11 protein-coding genes are annotated in these 15736 nt (G+C 70.4%); 8 read left to right on the top strand and 3 right to left on the bottom strand.

Features of this window, described 5'->3' with window-relative positions; genetic code table 11:
- Positions 1-82 precede the first annotated feature (82 nt).
- Positions 83-2500: an MFS transporter gene (locus tag ACFVDP_RS22130; RefSeq protein ID WP_383491958.1), complete on the bottom strand. Its 2418-nt coding sequence runs from the start codon at positions 2498-2500 to the stop codon at positions 83-85.
- A gap of 203 nt (positions 2501-2703) precedes the next feature.
- Entirely contained in the window at positions 2704-3147 is a 444-nt protein-coding gene (locus ACFVDP_RS22125) for an SRPBCC family protein (protein WP_383491957.1), read from the bottom strand.
- A gap of 146 nt (positions 3148-3293) precedes the next feature.
- On the opposite strand from ACFVDP_RS22125, the gene ACFVDP_RS22120 reads away from it, so the two are divergent.
- Positions 3294-4346 (top strand): Rv2578c family radical SAM protein, encoded by a 1053-nt coding sequence (locus tag ACFVDP_RS22120; RefSeq protein ID WP_383491955.1) that lies wholly within the window; start codon positions 3294-3296, stop codon positions 4344-4346.
- 161 nt (positions 4347-4507) lie between these two features.
- The gene (locus tag ACFVDP_RS22115) at positions 4508-6091 is read left to right on the top strand and encodes an alpha/beta hydrolase (protein ID WP_383491953.1); all 1584 of its coding nucleotides are present in this window, start codon (positions 4508-4510) and stop codon (positions 6089-6091) included.
- Between the two features lie 251 nt (positions 6092-6342).
- On the opposite strand, the gene ACFVDP_RS22110 is transcribed toward ACFVDP_RS22115, so the two are convergent.
- A complete protein-coding gene (locus ACFVDP_RS22110; RefSeq protein WP_383491951.1) occupies positions 6343-6930 on the bottom strand; it encodes an adenylosuccinate lyase in 588 nt (195 codons plus the stop codon).
- Between the two features lie 359 nt (positions 6931-7289).
- Here ACFVDP_RS22110 and ACFVDP_RS22105 point away from each other — a divergent pair, with 359 nt between their 5' ends.
- From ACFVDP_RS22105 to ACFVDP_RS22080, 6 genes are all read left to right on the top strand, one after another.
- Complete coding sequence (locus ACFVDP_RS22105) at positions 7290-9089, top strand: 3-hydroxyacyl-CoA dehydrogenase family protein (RefSeq protein ID WP_383491950.1); 1800 nt, start codon at positions 7290-7292, stop codon at positions 9087-9089.
- Positions 9090-9174: 85 nt separating this feature from the next.
- Complete coding sequence (locus ACFVDP_RS22100; RefSeq protein WP_383491948.1) at positions 9175-10026, top strand: TetR family transcriptional regulator; 852 nt, start codon at positions 9175-9177, stop codon at positions 10024-10026.
- Positions 10027-10847: 821 nt separating this feature from the next.
- Positions 10848-12185, top strand: coding sequence for a crotonyl-CoA carboxylase/reductase (ccrA, locus tag ACFVDP_RS22095; RefSeq protein WP_383491946.1), 1338 nt, complete (start codon positions 10848-10850; stop codon positions 12183-12185).
- Between the two features lie 22 nt (positions 12186-12207).
- A complete protein-coding gene (locus ACFVDP_RS22090; RefSeq protein WP_383491944.1) occupies positions 12208-14256 on the top strand; it encodes a protein meaA in 2049 nt (682 codons plus the stop codon).
- Positions 14253-15218, top strand: coding sequence for an HpcH/HpaI aldolase/citrate lyase family protein (locus tag ACFVDP_RS22085; protein WP_383491942.1), 966 nt, complete (start codon positions 14253-14255; stop codon positions 15216-15218). Before ACFVDP_RS22090 ends, ACFVDP_RS22085 begins: the two co-directional genes overlap by 4 nt.
- A 7-nt stretch (positions 15219-15225) precedes the next feature.
- Positions 15226-15735: a MaoC family dehydratase gene (locus ACFVDP_RS22080; protein WP_383491940.1), complete on the top strand. Its 510-nt coding sequence runs from the start codon at positions 15226-15228 to the stop codon at positions 15733-15735.
- Position 15736 lies beyond the last annotated feature (1 nt).

Raw genomic sequence — 15736 nt, 5'->3', positions numbered from 1 at the left:
CGCGTCTGCTCGGTCGATGAGCAGACGCGACTGCGGCTTGTACGTGGCTGGTCGCGCAGTTCCCCGCGCCCCTGGCGGGGCTCTAGTCCTCGTGGCCCAATTGGAGGTCGCGCTCGGTGCGGCCGCCGCCCGCCACCTGGAGGACCGTGGCCACCGGCGGGTAACCGGCCGCGATGACCGTGTACTCGCCCGAGGAGAGGTCGACGAAGCGGAAGGTGCCGTCGGGGCCCGTGGTCAGGGTGTCCACGACATTGCCCGCGGCGTCGAGCAGCGTGACCCGGGCGTCCTCCACGGGACGCCCACCACTGGCCCGCACCGTGCCGCGCAGCACCGCGCCGCCGGCCAGCTCCACGTCCTGCCGGGTCTCCCGGGAGGCCATGACGGTGACCGGGAGCGCGGCGGGCCGGAAGGCGGGGGCGCTCGCCGCCAGCGTGTACTCCCCGGCGACCAGCTCGGTGATGACGTAGCCGCCCTCGCGCCCGCTGCGGGTGGTGGAAACGACCTCGCCGTGCACATTGGTCAGCGTGACGGTCGCGTCCCGTACGGGAGTTCCGTCCGCGGTGACGACGGAACCGGCGAGGCGGCCGGCGCCGCCGAGGACGACATCGAGCTCCACGGGGCGTTCGCCGACGGTCACCGTGACGGCCTGCGGCTGGTGCCCGCCGGCTGCCGCGATCAGGACGTAGGAGCCGGCGCCGGGCGTCGAGAGGGCGTAGCGGCCGTCCTCGCCGCTGGCGCCGCGGCCGATCTGGGTGCCGCCGACGTCGATGAGGGTGAGGGCGGCGCGCGGCACGACCGTGCCGTCGGGGTGCTGCACGGTGCCGCACACCGGGACGCCGGCGGCGTACGCCATGGCACGCTCCTGCGCGGGGACGACAGGCTGCGGGGACGGGGAGGGGGCGGCACTGGACAACAGCGGGGTCTCCTTGAGGAAGAAGGCGAGGAGCAGGCCCAGGACCAGGACCGGCACCAAGTAGAGGAAGATCCGGGGCATCGCGTCGGCGTACGCCTCGATGTACGGGGTGCGCAGCGCCGGCGGCATCGCGTGGACGAGCTGCGGAGTGATGGACTCGGCGTTCGGGAGGCCGCCGCCGCGCGGCAGCCGGTCGGCGAGCGCGTCCCCGAGCCGGTTGGCGAAGAGCGTGCCGAAGATCGCGGCGCCGACGCTGCCGCCGATCTGCCGGAAGTAGTTGTTGGCGCTGGTGGCCGTGCCGAGGTCGGACGGGCGCACCGAGTTCTGCACGGCGAGCACGAGCACCGGCATGATCAGGCCGATGCCCGCGCCGAGCACGGCCATGTAGACGCTGTACTCCAGGCGCGGGGTGTCGACTTCGAGGCGCGAGAGCAGGAACATGCCGAGGGTCGACAGGGCGCTGCCGAGGATCGGGTAGATCTTGTAGCGGCCGGTGTGGCTGATGAGCTGGCCCGAGATGATCGAGGCGCCGACGACGCCGCCCATCATGGGGAGCATCAGCAGGCCGGACTCGGTGGCGCTGGCGCCGTCGACCATCTGAAGGAACGTCGGCAGATAGCTGGCCGCTCCGAAGAGGGCGACGCCGACGACCATGCCGACGAGTCCGCTGAGGTTGAAGACCGAGTCGCGGAACAGCCGCAGCGGGATCAGGGGTTCGGACGCGTACTTCTCGGCGACGACGAACAGTGCGCACGACACCACGGCCCCGACGCCGAGCCCGATGATGACCTTGTCGCCCCACGCGTACTCCGTGCCGCCCCAACTGGTCAGCAGGACAAGGCAGGTGGAGGCCGCGGCGAGCAGCAGGGCGCCGAGGACGTCGAGGCGGCCCCGCTGCGTGGGCTTGGGGAGTTTGAGGACCACGGCCGTCACCGCGAGGGTGACGAGCCCGAAGGGGACGTTGATGTAGAAGCACCAGCGCCAGGAGAGGTGGTCGGTGAAGTAGCCGCCGAGCAGCGGGCCCGCGACCGAGGCGAGGCCGAACGCGGCGCCGATCAGGCCCATGTAGCGGCCGCGTTCGCGCGGCGGCACGATGTCGCCCATGATCGCCTGTACGCCGATCATGAGGCCGCCCGCGCCGACGCCCTGGACCGCGCGGTACGCGATGAGCTGGTCCATGTTCTGCGCGCGGCCCGCGAGCAGGGAGCCGATGACGAAGACGGCGATGGCGAACTGGAAGACGCCCTTGCGGCCGAAGAGGTCGCCGAGCTTGCCGTAGATCGGCAGGCCGATGGTGGAGGTCAGCAGATAGGCGGTGATCGCCCAGGACATCTTGTCGAGGCCGTGCAGCTCGCCGACGATCTTCGGCAGCGCGGTGGCGACGATCATCTGGTCGAGCGCGGCGAGCAGCAGCGCCAGCATCAGCCCGACGAAGACCATGCGCACGCGGCTCGGGCTCAGCCCGTGGGCGGGCAACTGCCGGACGGGCTCGGCCGGTTGGGGTTGCTTCGAGAGGTCCGTCAGGGGCGGCTCGGGCGCGGCACGCCGCTCCTCGACCGCCTCGGTCACCAGCGTCGTCGTGCCCACCTGCAGCTCCCCTCGTCACTCTTGCGCGCCCATTTCTCGCATTGCGCGACAACGGGGAGCAAGCGCGACGAATCGCTGTTCAGGCGGGCCGGACGGACGTATGCGCCGGTCGGAGCCCTACGGCGTACAACCGGCGCGAAACAAGAACCACTCGAATCGGTGAGCGCTGCACAGACATTCAAGCGCCCACCGCGGCGGTCGCGTTACTTCTCGACCTCGGTGGCCAGATTGGCGAGCAGGACGTCGTAGATGCGGCCGAGCCCCTTGGGGGCGAAGGTCTTCTCGAAGAAGCCGCCGATGCCGCCCGCCCCGTTCCAGACCGTCGAGACGACGACGCGGGTCTTGCCCTCGCCGGCCGGGGTGACGCGCCAGGTGGTCACCATCGAGGAGTTGCGGTCCTTCTCGACGAGTTCGCCCTCGGTCGGCTCGCTCACGTCGAGCAGGCAGTCGCGGACGCGCTTGCTGGTGGCCTGGAGCTTCCAGTGCACGACGGTGCCCTCGCCGTCGCCGCCCTCCCGCACCTCGTACTCGCTGAAGTGCTCGGGCAGCAGCTTCTGGCGAGTGTCGTTGTAGTCGGCGAGGGCGTCGAACACATCGTCCGGCTTCGCGGTGACGACCCGCTCCGTGGTGGCCTCGACCTGCGCCATGACTCTTCCTCCAGCACTTGGTTCTTCCGGGTCCTGCACGAGTGGGGCCAAGCCAACCACCCCGCCCGCCAGCCGCCAAACCCGGGGTTCGCACGATCAAGGGAACATGTGTTCTATTCTGGGGTCAGTGCTACCGAGGAGGCGTCATGCGCTGGGAGAACCTCACCGGACTCAGGGACGAGCCCGTGGACCACGGGCGGGCCGGGGACGCCGCGCTCTTCGGCGCGGACGCGGTCGTGAGCCGCACCGTCGACACCCCCGAATTCGCCGGCGTGACGTTCCACGAGATCCGGGCCAGGTCGATCGTGAACCGGGTGCCCGGCGCGTCCCGGATGCCGTTCGAGTGGACCGTCAACCCCTACCGGGGCTGCACCCACGCCTGCGTCTACTGCTTCGCGCGCAACACGCACAGCTATCTCGACCTGGACACGGGCCTCGGCTTCGACAGCCAGATCGTGGTGAAGGTGAACGCGCCGGAGCTGCTGCGCCGCCACCTCGCCTCGCGCAGCTGGCGCGGCGAGCACATCGCGATGGGCACGAACGTCGACTGCTACCAGCGGGCCGAGGGACGCTACCGGCTGATGCCCGGCATCCTGGAGGCGCTGCGGGACTACGCGAACCCCTTCAGCATCCTGACGAAGGGCACCCTGATCCTGCGCGATCTGCCGCTGCTGCGGCAGGCGGCCGAGGTGACCGACGTCGGCATCTCGGTCTCGGTCGGCTTCGTGGACCAGGAGTTGTGGCGCACCGTCGAGCCGGGCACGCCCGCCCCCGAGCGCCGTCTCGATGTCGTACGCGCCCTCACGGACGCCGGGATCGGCTGCGGGGTGCTGATGGCTCCGGTGATCCCGTTCCTCGGCGACCACCCGGACCAGCTGCGGGCCACCGTGCGGGCGATCGCCCGGGCGGGCGCCACCTCCGTCACGCCGCTCGTGCTGCATCTGCGGCCCGGGGCACGGGAGTGGTTCATGGGGTGGCTGGCGCGGCAGCACCCGTATCTCGTACGGCGCTACGAGCGGCTGTACGCGGAGGGCTCCTACGCGCCGAAGTGGTACCAGCGGCGCGTGACCCGGCAGGTGCACGAACTGGCCGAGGAGTTCGGCATCGGGCCCTCGCAGGCGGCGGCGCGGCGGCGGGTTCCGGAGCAGGCCGCACCCGTCGGGGCCGAGCCCGGGCCCACGCAGCTGTCCCTGCTCTGACGCCGGGTCACACACCAGGGGCCACCGGATCCGGGCATCCGGGATCTGGGTGCAATCGGGTCAAGTTCCGCAGAACGGATTCTTCCCGGCGGGGTTTCCGGGAACATGCAGCCCGGAGCCGTGGATTCACGGACCTGACCCCCTCCGCCTCGGGAGGCCCCATGAAGAAACGCGCAGTCGCCCTGTGCGGGATCGCCGCCCTGGCCGCCGCCGCAGGCGTCACGCCCGCGGCCGTCGCGGACACCGACGTCCCGCCGGCCCGCTCGGCCCCGCAGCTCGGCTGGAAGAAGTGCGGCACCTCGGCCTACCCGACGCTGCAGTGCGCGTCGTTGAAGGTGCCGCTCGACCACGACAACGCCTACGGGCAGCGGATCAGCATCGCCCTGTCGCGGATCCCGCACACCGCGAAGACGTCCCAGGGCCCGCTCCTGGTCAATCCGGGCGGCCCGGGCGGCAGCGGGCTCACGCTCGCCGGGTTCGTGGCGACGAGCCTGCCGGAGAAGGTCGCCGCGCAGTACGACGTGATCGGGTTCGACCCGCGCGGCGTCGGCAAGAGCGAGCCCGCGCTCGACTGCGAGCCCGGCCACTTCGACCCGGTGCGGCCGCCGAGCGTGCCCACGACACCGGCGATCGAGCGGACCAACACGAAGCGTGCGTCCGCCTTCGCCCGCGCCTGCGACACCAAGTACCACGACGTCCTGCCGTACATCGACACGGTGAGCACCGTGAAGGACATGGACCTGATCCGGGCGGCGCTCGGCGCGAAGCAGATCAACTACTTCGGCTACTCGTACGGCACCTACCTGGGCGCCGTGTACGCGAAGTACTTCCCGCAGCGGGTACGGCGGCTCGTCCTCGACTCGATCGTCGACCCCGAGGGGGCCTGGTACCAGGACAACCTCGACCAGGACCTCGCCTTCAACGCCCGGCACCAGGCCTTCATGGCGTGGGTCGCCAAGTACGACGCGACGTACAAGCTCGGCAAGGACCCGGCCAAGGTCGAGGCCGAGTGGTACGCCATGCGGGACGCGGTCACGAAGAAGCCGGCGGGCGGCAAGGTCGGCGCGGGCGAGCTGGAGGACACGTTCCTGCCCGGCGGCTACTACAACGGCTACTGGCCGCATCTCGCCGAGGCGTTCTCCGCGTACGTGAACAAGAAGGACGGAGAGGCGCTGGTCGACGCGTACGAGAACTTCGGCGCGGTCGACGCCTCCGGCGACAACGGGTACAGCGTCTACACGGCCGTGCAGTGCCGGGACGCCCGGTGGCCGCGCGACTGGAACCGGTGGCACCGGGACAACACGGCGCTGAACGCGAAGGCCCCGTTCTCCACCTGGAACAACGCCTGGTACAACGCGCCGTGCGCGTCCTGGCCGGTCCCGCCGCTTCGGCGGACCGACGTCCGCAACGACGCGCTGCCGCCGGTGCTGCTGTTCCAGGCGACGGACGACGCGGCGACCCCTTACGAGGGCGGCGCGAAGGTCCATCGGCTGCTGCGCGGCTCCAGCCTGGTGGTGGAGCGGGGCGGCGGCAACCACGGGATCACGCTCAGCGGCAACACGTGTCTGGACGGGTACCTGTCCGCGTATCTGACCTCCGGGAAGGTGCCGCGCGGCCACGGAGCGACCGACGCGGAGTGCGACAAGCTGCCGGACCCGAAGCCGCTGGCGACCAAGGCGGCCGTGCCACCGGGGACGTCGGACGGCACCGCCCTGCACCGGCTGATCGGCTTCCGGACCCGCTAGGCCGCGTCCGCAAAGTCCCTCCTGCCCCGCGACGCCTGGCACGCGCTCTCGCCGCACCGGCCGCAAAGCCAAGTACGTCCAGTACGAGACCTTGCGGCCGGCACGCCGAGCGCACGCACCAGACGCCGCGGGGCCGCCCTCCGGGCGACGGAGGGACTTTGCGGACACGGCCTAGGGCCTGTCCGGTCCTGGCGGGGAGCGCGGGGCGCGGGTGAGGGCGGGCGTACGGCGCCCCCCCGCTCCCCATGGGCTCACGTGAGACCTGCGCGCCCCTGGGGCAGCCGGGCCAGTGCCGCTTCCGCCGCCATCGCGAGCCGGGGATGCGTGGCCGCTTCCTTGAGGACTTCGCGGGCCCTGGGGTCCGCGAGGCTGCCGAGGCCCTCCACGCAGGCCAGCGCCACCTTGCGGTACGGGTCGTGCGGGGCGAGGCGGCGGCGCAGAGTGGTGATCAGGGCCGGGGCGGACTCGGGGGCCCGCAGCTGGGTCAGCAGGCGGACCGGATGCAGGGCGTAGGCCACGCGCAGTTCGTTCGTGGCGAGGGCCGCCGCGGCGCGGGCCGTGCGCGGGTCGCCGAGGGCGGCGAGAGCGTGCGCGGCACCGGCGCAGCGCTCGGGATCACGGTGATTGAGCAGCAGGACGAGGGACTCGAAGGCGCGGCGGTCACCCGCGGTACCCAGCCGATGGGCGGCGAACTCGCGCGCCCACAGCGGCTGTTCGGGCGCCGTCAGCACCGCGGCCAGCACATCCATGTCGTCCGTGGCGGCGAGCTGCTCGAAGGCGGGGGTGCCGCCGGATTCCTTCCGGATGCGCTCTGTCACCGTTCGCGACTCTTCGTCCATGCATCGAGGCTACGTCCCACCGGGCCTGCGGCGACGTAGATCACACAGACTCGTCAACGGCGAGGGCTGGCGCGCTCGTTACTCGCCGGTTAATCTCAGGTGAGCGGGGCACACTTCCCGCAGCAACCACTCATGGCGGCCTGGTGACGCAGCCGCCCCGAGTGCTCGTCGGTTCGGTACGACACGGCTTGGGACAGGGCCGGTCGGTTCCACCTTCGCTCCGCGCGCGACTTTTTCGCGTGGCTCTTCTCGCATGGGTCCGGGCATCCGCATCGCCCGCCCATCTCCCGTACGCCGCACGCCCGTTGGCGTGGCCGTGTGCGCCCCTCGCCGTCACCCTCACTTCCTGGAGTCCCCGGATGGACGCTCCTCTGTCCCGTACCGCCCCTTATCCGACGGTCGCCGTCGTCGGCCTCGGCACCATGGGCACCGGCATCGCCGAGGTCCTGGCCCGCGCGGGCCGCGAGGTCATCGGCATCGACATCAGCGAGGCCGCCACCGCGCAGGCCGTCGCCTCCCTGGAGGCCTCCACGGCGCGTGCGGTGCGCCGGGAGCACCTCACCGAGCGGGAGCGGACCGACCTGCTGGCGCGGTTCCGTACGTTCACCGATCTCCAGGCCGCGGCCGACGCCGACCTGGTGATCGAGGTCGCCCCCGAGTCCTACGAGATCAAGCAGCAGATCTTCCGCGCGCTGGACGGGATCGTGCGCCCCGAGACGATCCTCGCGACGGGCACCAACGCGCTGTCCGTGACCCGGCTCGCCGCCGACTCCGCGCGACCCGAACGCGTTCTGGGCCTGCACTTCTTCAATCCGGCGCCCGCGATGAAGCTCGTCGAGATCGTCTCGTCCGTGCTCACCGCGCCGGCCGCCGTGGCCGCCGTCACCGACCTGGCCCTGGAGCTGGGCAAGGAGCCGGTGGCCGTCGGCGACCGGCCGGGCTTCGTCGCCGACGGGCTGCTGTTCGGCTACCTCAACCAGGCCGCCGCGATGTACGAGGCCAAGTACGCGTCCCGCGAGGACATCGACGCCGCGATGCGGCTGGGCTGCGGTCTGCCGATGGGCCCGCTCGCCCTGCTCGACCTGATCGGGATCGACACCGCCCGCACCGTCCTCGACGCCATGTACGCCGAGTCCCGGGACCGGCTGCACGCCCCCGCGCCGATCCTCAAGCAGCTCAGCGAGGCCGGTCTGACCGGGCGCAAGACGGGCCGCGGCTTCTACACGTACGAGGAGCCGGGCAGCTCCGTGGTGGTGCGGGACGCGCTGACACCGCTGACCGACGCCGTCGCCGCGCCCTTCCGCACCGTCGACTCCGTCGGCGTCGCGGGCTCGGGGACCATGGCGTCGGGCATCGCCGAGGTCTTCGCGAAGGCCGGGTACGCGGTCGTGCTCGCGGCCCGCAGCGAGGAGAAGGCGCAGACGGCCAAGGCCCGGATCGGCAAGTCCCTGAAGCGCTCTGTCGACAAGGGCCGGATGACGGCCGAGGCCGCCGAGGCCACCCTCGCCCTGATCACCCCGGCCGGTTCCTACGACGCCTTCGCCGATGTCGACCTCGCCCTCGAGGCCGTCGCGGAGGACCTGGAGATCAAGCAGCAGCTGTTCGCCACGTTCGACAAGGTGTGCAAGCCGGGCGCGATCCTGGCGACGACCACCTCCTCGCTGCCGGTCGTCGCCTGCGCCCGGGCCACGTCACGGCCGCAGGACGTGATCGGGATGCACTTCTTCAACCCGGCGCCCGCGATGAAGCTCGTCGAGGTCGTGCGGACCGTGCTGACGGCCGAGGACGTGCACGCCACCGTCCGCGATCTGACCCTGAAGGTGCGCAAGCACCCCGTGGACTGCGGGGACCGCGCCGGGTTCATCGTGAACGCTTTGCTGTTCCCGTACCTGAACAACGCGGTCAAGATGGTCCAGGAGCACTATGCGTCCCTGGACGACATCGACGCCGCGATGAAGCTCGGCGGCGGCTATCCGATGGGCCCGTTCGAACTCCTCGACGTGGTGGGCCTGGACGTCTCCCTCGCCATCGAGAAGGTGCTGCACCGCGAGTTCCGCGACCCGGGCCTCGCGCCCGCGCCGCTCCTGGAGCACCTGGTGGCCGCGGGCTGCCTCGGCCGCAAGACCGGCCGTGGCTTCCGCGAATATGCCCGGCGCTGAGCCGGACGCGGAGTCGGGGGCCGGTTGGGGCGGGCTGCTCGGAGCATCGGGCGGCCCGTCAACCGGGGAGCGTTTGGGAACGTACATGCAGTACGTTCGGGTCATGACGCCCGCTGCCAAGGCCGACCGGTCCTCCCGTACATCCGCCACGAGCGCCGTTGCCGGCGGCTCGGAGGCTCCGGAGAGCGCGGCGAGCAGCCGGGCCGCGGCACAGCGGCTCAAGATGCGCCGGGAGCTCGCGGCGGCGGCGATGGAGCTCTTCGCCACCAAGGGGTACGAGGCGACGACGGTCGACGAGATCGCGGCGGCGGCCGGGGTCGCGCGCCGCACCTTCTTCCGGCACTTCCGCTCCAAGGAAGAGGCGATCTTCCCGGACCACGACGACACCCTGGTGCGCGCCGAGGCCGTGCTGAACGCGGCGCCGCCGCACGAGCACCCGCTGGACACGGTGTGCCGCGGCATCAAGGAAGTCATGAAGATGTACGCGTCCTCGCCGACGGTCGCCGTCGAGCGCTACCGGCTGACCCGCGAGGTGCCGACGCTGCGCGAGGCCGAGATCGCCTCCGTCGCCCGCTACGAGCGGCTCTTCACGCGCTATCTCCTCGGTCACTTCGACGAGGAGGCCCACCACGACGGCAACGACGACCCGCTGCTCGCCGAGGTCGCGGCGTCCGCCGTCGTGACCGCCCACAATCACGTGCTGCGGCGGTGGCTGCGGGCCGGCGGCCAGGGCGATGTGGAGACCCAGCTCGATCACGCCTTCGCCATCGTGCGGCGGACGTTCGGCACGGGCATCGGCGCCGGGCGCACTCCGGCCGTCGAGGCCCCGGCCGCGCAGGTGTCCCACTCCGACGAGGTGCTGGTGACGGTGGCGCGCACCGACGCGCCTCTCTCCGAGGTCATGCGCACCATCGAGGAAGCCCTGCGCAACCGCTAGACGCGCTGTCGTCAGTCCGCGGGCCCGGTGGGGGCTGGTCGCGCAGTTCCCCGCGCCCCTGATGGGTTGTCGGTCAGCTGACGGCCGGTGGCCTCTTCTCGCGCAGTTCCCCGCGCCCCTGAGGCAGGCGCTTCGCGCCGCCTCCCCCAGAGGCTGCGCTCCGCGCGCCTCCACCCGAGGCAGGGGGCGCGCCCCCGTGATGGAGGTAGCGCACGAAGTGCGCACCTCCAGGGGCGCGGGGAACTGCGCGACCAGCCACGACGAGACCCGCACCCGGCAACAAGGGCGAGCGCAGCTCGCTTTCAGGGGCGCGGGGAACTGCGCGAGAAGAGGCCACCGGCCCGCAGACGAACGACAAAGACCCGAAAGGCGTCTGTCATGGCACTGCGTGCCATGACAGACGCCTTTCGCATGCCCTGCCCCGCACCCCCACCACCCCCGTGATCGATCATCGATCCCCCGGACCAGCCACAACCCCACCCTGACCTCGAATGATCGATCATCGCTCGCCTGAAGCGTAAAGATTTCATCTGAGCGAAACCAATGGCACGCAGTGCCTTGCCAGCTGTCACGGTGTGCCATACGTTGAAGGTGTCCGGGCGGCCGGCGGACGGAGAACTTCCGGAAGCCGACTGTCCCCGCGAGCCACGGCCCGCGCGCCCGGACGCCTGCGTCACAGGCAACCTTCCGCGCCACACCAAGCGCTGCCGGAGCACCACCCCGCCGAACCGACGGCACACCCCTCAGCAAAGACACCGCAGCCCCAGTACAGCCACACCCCGACCAGCGTTCCCTCAACGCTCTTCGCCGGAGGCAACACCGTGAAGGACATCCTGGACGCGATTCAGTCGCAGACCGCCACGTCTGCCGACTTCGCCGCTCTGCCGATCCCCGACTCGTACCGCGCGATCACCGTGCACAAGGACGAGACGGAGATGTTCGAAGGACTCACCACGCGCGAGAAGGACCCGCGCAAGTCGATCCACCTGGACGAGGTCCCGGTGCCCGAGCTCGGCCCCGGCGAGGCCCTGGTGGCCGTCATGGCCTCCTCCGTGAACTACAACTCGGTGTGGACCTCGATCTTCGAGCCGCTCTCCACCTTCGGGTTCCTGGAGCGCTACGGCCGCACGAACGACCTGGCCAAGCGGCACGACCTGCCGTACCACATCATCGGCTCCGACCTCGCGGGCGTCGTCCTGCGCACCGGCCCGGGCGTCAACGCCTGGCAGCCCGGCGACGAGGTGGTCGCGCACTGCCTGAGTGTCGAGCTGGAGTCCTCCGACGGGCACAACGACACGATGCTCGACCCCGAGCAGCGCATCTGGGGCTTCGAGACCAACTTCGGCGGCCTCGCCGAGATCGCGCTCGTCAAGTCCAACCAGCTGATGCCGAAGCCGGACCACCTGAGCTGGGAGGAGGCCGCCGCCCCGGGCCTGGTCAACTCGACCGCGTACCGCCAGCTGGTCTCCCGCAACGGCGCCGGCATGAAGCAGGGCGACAACGTCCTGATCTGGGGCGCGAGCGGCGGACTCGGCTCCTACGCCACGCAGTTCGCGCTGGCCGGCGGCGCCAACCCGATCTGTGTCGTCTCCAGCGACCAGAAGGCGGACATCTGCCGCTCGATGGGCGCCGAGGCGATCATCGACCGCAGCGCCGAGGACTACAAGTTCTGGAAGGACGAGCACACCCAGGACCCCAAGGAGTGGAAGCGCTTCGGCAAGCGCATCCGCGACCTGACCGGCGGCGAGGACATCGACATCGTCTTCGAGCACCCCGGCCGCGAGACCTTCGGCGCCTCCGTCTTCGTCACGCGCAAGGGCGGCACCATCACCACCTGCGCCTCCACCTCGGGCTACATGCACGAGTACGACAACCGCTACCTGTGGATGTCGCTGAAGCGGATCATCGGCTCGCACTTCGCCAACTACCGCGAGGCGTGGGAGGCCAACCGCCTGATCTCCAAGGGCAAGATCCACCCGACGCTGTCGAAGGTGTACTCGCTGGAGGACACCGGCCAGGCCGCGTACGACGTGCACCGCAACCGCCACCAGGGCAAGGTCGGCGTCCTCGCGCTCGCCCCCGAGGAGGGTCTCGGAGTGCGCGACCCCGAGAAGCGCGCCCAGCACATCGACGCCATCAACCGCTTCCGCAACGTCTGATCTCACGGAGGTTCACGGGCTCATGACTGAGCGTCAGAAGGACCGGCCGTGGCTGATGCGCACCTACGCCGGTCACTCCACGGCCGAGGCGTCCAACGAGCTGTACCGCCGCAACCTCGCCAAGGGCCAGACGGGTCTGTCGGTCGCGTTCGACCTGCCGACCCAGACCGGGTACGACCCCGACCACATCCTCGCCCGCGGCGAGGTCGGCCGGGTCGGCGTCCCGGTGTCCCACCTCGGTGACATGCGGCGCCTGTTCCAGGACATCCCCCTGGAGCAGATGAACACCTCGATGACCATCAACGCCACGGCCATGTGGCTTCTGGCGCTCTATCAGGTCGTCGCGGAGGAGCAGGGCGTGGACATCGCCACGCTCCAGGGCACCACGCAGAACGACATCGTCAAGGAGTACCTGTCGCGGGGGACGCATGTCTTCCCGCCGGGACCCTCGCTCCGGCTGACGACCGACATGATCGCCTACACGGTGTCGAACATCCCCAAGTGGAACCCGATCAACATCTGCTCGTACCACCTCCAGGAGGCGGGGGCCACGCCGGTCCAGGAGATCGCGTACGCGATGTCCACCGCCATCGCCGTTCTCGATGCCGTACGCGACTCTGGGCAGGTCCCCGCCGAGAAGTTCGGGGACGTCGTGGCCCGCATCTCCTTCTTCGTGAACGCGGGAGTCCGCTTCATCGAGGAGATGTGCAAGATGCGGGCGTTCGGGCGGATCTGGGACCGGATCACGCGCGAGCGGTACGGCATCGAGAACGCGAAGCAGCGCCGCTTCCGGTACGGCGTGCAGGTCAACTCGCTGGGCCTGACCGAGGCGCAGCCGGAGAACAACGTCCAGCGGATCGTCCTGGAGATGCTGGCCGTGACGCTGTCGAAGGACGCGCGCGCCCGCGCCGTCCAGCTCCCGGCCTGGAACGAGGCGCTGGGCCTGCCCCGGCCCTGGGACCAGCAGTGGTCGCTGCGCATCCAGCAGGTCCTGGCCCACGAGAGCGACCTGCTGGAGTACGAGGACATCTTCGCGGGCTCGCACGTCATCGAGAAGAAGGTCGACGAGCTGGTCGCCGAGTCCTTCGCCGAGATCGACCGGATCCAGGAGATGGGCGGCGCGATGGCCGCCGTCGAGTCGGGCTATCTGAAGTCCCAGCTGGTCTCCTCGCACGCCGAGCGGCGGGCGCGGATCGAGGCCGGCGACGAGAAGATCATCGGTGTGAACTGCTACGAGGGCACCGAGACGAACCCGCTCACCGCCGACCTGGACACCGCGATCATGACGGTGGACCACGGGGTCGAGGCGGGGGTGATCGCGGCCATCGAGGAGTGGCGCACCACGCGTCAGGAGTCGACGGACCGCCAGGGCATGGGCGACCCGTTCCACTACCCGACCACCCGGCAGGCCCTCGACCGCCTCAAGGAGGCCGCGGAGGGTACGGAGAACCTCATGGAGGCCACCCTCGAATGCGCCCGCGCCGGGGTCACGACCGGCGAGTGGTCCGAGGCGCTGCGCGAGGTGTTCGGCGAGTTCCGGGCCCCCACGGGGGTCTCCTCGGCGCCGGTCGCGGTGACCGCGGAGGCGGGCACCCCGCTCGCCCTCGTCCGCGAGAAGGTCCGCCGCACCGGTGACGAACTGGGCGGAAAGCTCCGCCTGCTGGTCGGCAAGCCGGGCCTGGACGGTCATTCCAACGGCGCCGAGCAGATCGCCGTCCGCGCCCGCGACGCCGGCTTCGAAGTGGTCTACCAGGGCATCCGCCTCACCCCCGACCAGATCGTGTCCGCCGCGCTCGCCGAGGACGTGCACTGCGTCGGCCTGTCGATCCTCTCCGGGTCGCACGCCGAGCTGGTGCCGGACGTCCTCGACCGGCTGCGCGAGGCGGGCGCCACCGACATCCCCGTGATCGTCGGCGGCATCATTCCGAACGCCGACGCCGAGGATCTGAAGCGCGCGGGTGTCGCCGCCGTCTTCACGCCCAAGGACTTCGGCATCACGGAGATCATCGGCCGTATCGTCGACGAGATCCGGAAAGCGAACCACCTCGACCCGTTGGAGGTCCCCGCATGACCAGCCCCGTCAACCGTCTCCGCCCGCGCCGTTCGTGTCTGGCCGTGCCCGGCTCGAATCCCCGCTTCCTGGAGAAGGCCCAGGGCCTGGCCGCCGACCAGGTCTTCCTCGACCTGGAGGACGCCTGCGCGCCGCTCGCCAAGCCGGAGGCGCGGCACACCATCGTCAAGTTCCTCAACGAGGGCGACTGGACGGGCAAGACACGCGTCGTGCGGGTCAACGACTGGACGACCGAGTGGACGTACCGCGACGTCGTGACCGTCGTCGAGGGTGCGGGCCCGAACCTCGACTGCATCATGCTGCCGAAGGTCCAGACGGCCGACCAGGTCGTGGCGCTCGACCTGCTGCTCACCCAGATCGAGAAGACGATGGGCTTCGAGGTCGGCAAGATCGGCATCGAGGCGCAGATCGAGAACGCCAAGGGCCTCAACAACGTCAACGCGATCGCGGAGGCCTCGCCCCGCATCGAGACGATCATCTTCGGCCCGGCCGACTTCATGGCGTCCATCAACATGAAGTCCCTGGTCGTCGGCGAGCAGCCGCCCGGCTACGGCGCCGACGCCTACCACTACATCCTGATGAAGATCCTGATGGCGGCCCGCGCCAACGACCTCCAGGCGATCGACGGCCCCTACCTCCAGATCAAGAACGTCGACGGGTTCCGCGAGGTCGCCGGCCGCGCCGCCGCCCTCGGCTTCGACGGCAAGTGGGTGCTGCACCCGGGCCAGGTCGACGCGGCCAACGAGGTCTTCTCGCCGTCCCAGGAGGACTTCGACCACGCCGAGCTGATCCTGGACGCGTACGACTACTGCACGTCCGAGGCGGGCGGCAAGAAGGGCTCGGCGATGCTCGGCGACGAGATGATCGACGAGGCCAGCCGGAAGATGGCGCTGGTCATCTCCGGGAAGGGACGCGCGGCCGGCATGCGGCGCACGTCGAAGTTCGAAGTCCCGGAGGCGTGACAAAACCATGCAATTCGGCCGCACCTACGAAGAGTTCACCGTCGGGGACGTCTACAAGCACTGGCCCGGGAAGACGGTCACCGAGTACGACGACCACCTCTTCTGTCTGCTCACGATGAACCACCACCCGCTCCACCTGGACAGCAACTACGCGGAGAGCACGACGGACTTCGGCAAGAACGTCGTCGTGGGGAACTACATCTACTCCCTGCTGCTCGGGATGTCGGTCCCGGACGTGTCGGGCAAGGCGATCGCCAACCTGGAGATCGAGTCGCTCAAGCACGTGGCGCCGACCTTCCACGGCGACACCCTCTACGGCGAGACGACGGTCCTCGACAAGACGCCCTCGAAGTCGAAGTCGGACCGCGGGATCGTCCATGTGGAGACCAAGGGCTACAAGCAGGACGGCACGCTGGTCTGTGTCTTCCGCCGCAAGGTGATGGTGCCCACCGAGACGTACATCAAGGAGCGCGGCGGCGAGCAGCCCGGCCGCCCGGAACTTCGGGAGAGCAAGTAAC

The organism is Streptomyces sp. NPDC057694, from assembly GCF_042799415.1.
Taxonomy (GTDB): domain Bacteria; phylum Actinomycetota; class Actinomycetes; order Streptomycetales; family Streptomycetaceae; genus Streptomyces.
This window is presented reverse-complemented; position numbering and strand designations above follow the sequence as displayed.

What these genes read in the sequence shown, in the direction of transcription:
- ACFVDP_RS22090 (WP_383491944.1), top strand. Translation starts at nt 12,208, where the DNA reads ATGACTGAGCGTCAGAAGGACCGGCCGTGGCTGATGCGCACCTACGCC.
- ACFVDP_RS22080 (WP_383491940.1), top strand. Translation starts at nt 15,226, where the DNA reads ATGCAATTCGGCCGCACCTACGAAGAGTTCACCGTCGGGGACGTCTAC.
- ACFVDP_RS22105 (WP_383491950.1), top strand. Translation starts at nt 7,290, where the DNA reads ATGGACGCTCCTCTGTCCCGTACCGCCCCTTATCCGACGGTCGCCGTC.
- ACFVDP_RS22085 (WP_383491942.1), top strand. Translation starts at nt 14,253, where the DNA reads ATGACCAGCCCCGTCAACCGTCTCCGCCCGCGCCGTTCGTGTCTGGCC.
- ACFVDP_RS22120 (WP_383491955.1), top strand. Translation starts at nt 3,294, where the DNA reads ATGCGCTGGGAGAACCTCACCGGACTCAGGGACGAGCCCGTGGACCAC.
- ACFVDP_RS22115 (WP_383491953.1), top strand. Translation starts at nt 4,508, where the DNA reads ATGAAGAAACGCGCAGTCGCCCTGTGCGGGATCGCCGCCCTGGCCGCC.
- ACFVDP_RS22110 (WP_383491951.1), bottom strand. Translation starts at nt 6,930, where the DNA reads ATGGACGAAGAGTCGCGAACGGTGACAGAGCGCATCCGGAAGGAATCC.
- ACFVDP_RS22125 (WP_383491957.1), bottom strand. Translation starts at nt 3,147, where the DNA reads ATGGCGCAGGTCGAGGCCACCACGGAGCGGGTCGTCACCGCGAAGCCG.
- ACFVDP_RS22100 (WP_383491948.1), top strand. Translation starts at nt 9,175, where the DNA reads ATGCAGTACGTTCGGGTCATGACGCCCGCTGCCAAGGCCGACCGGTCC.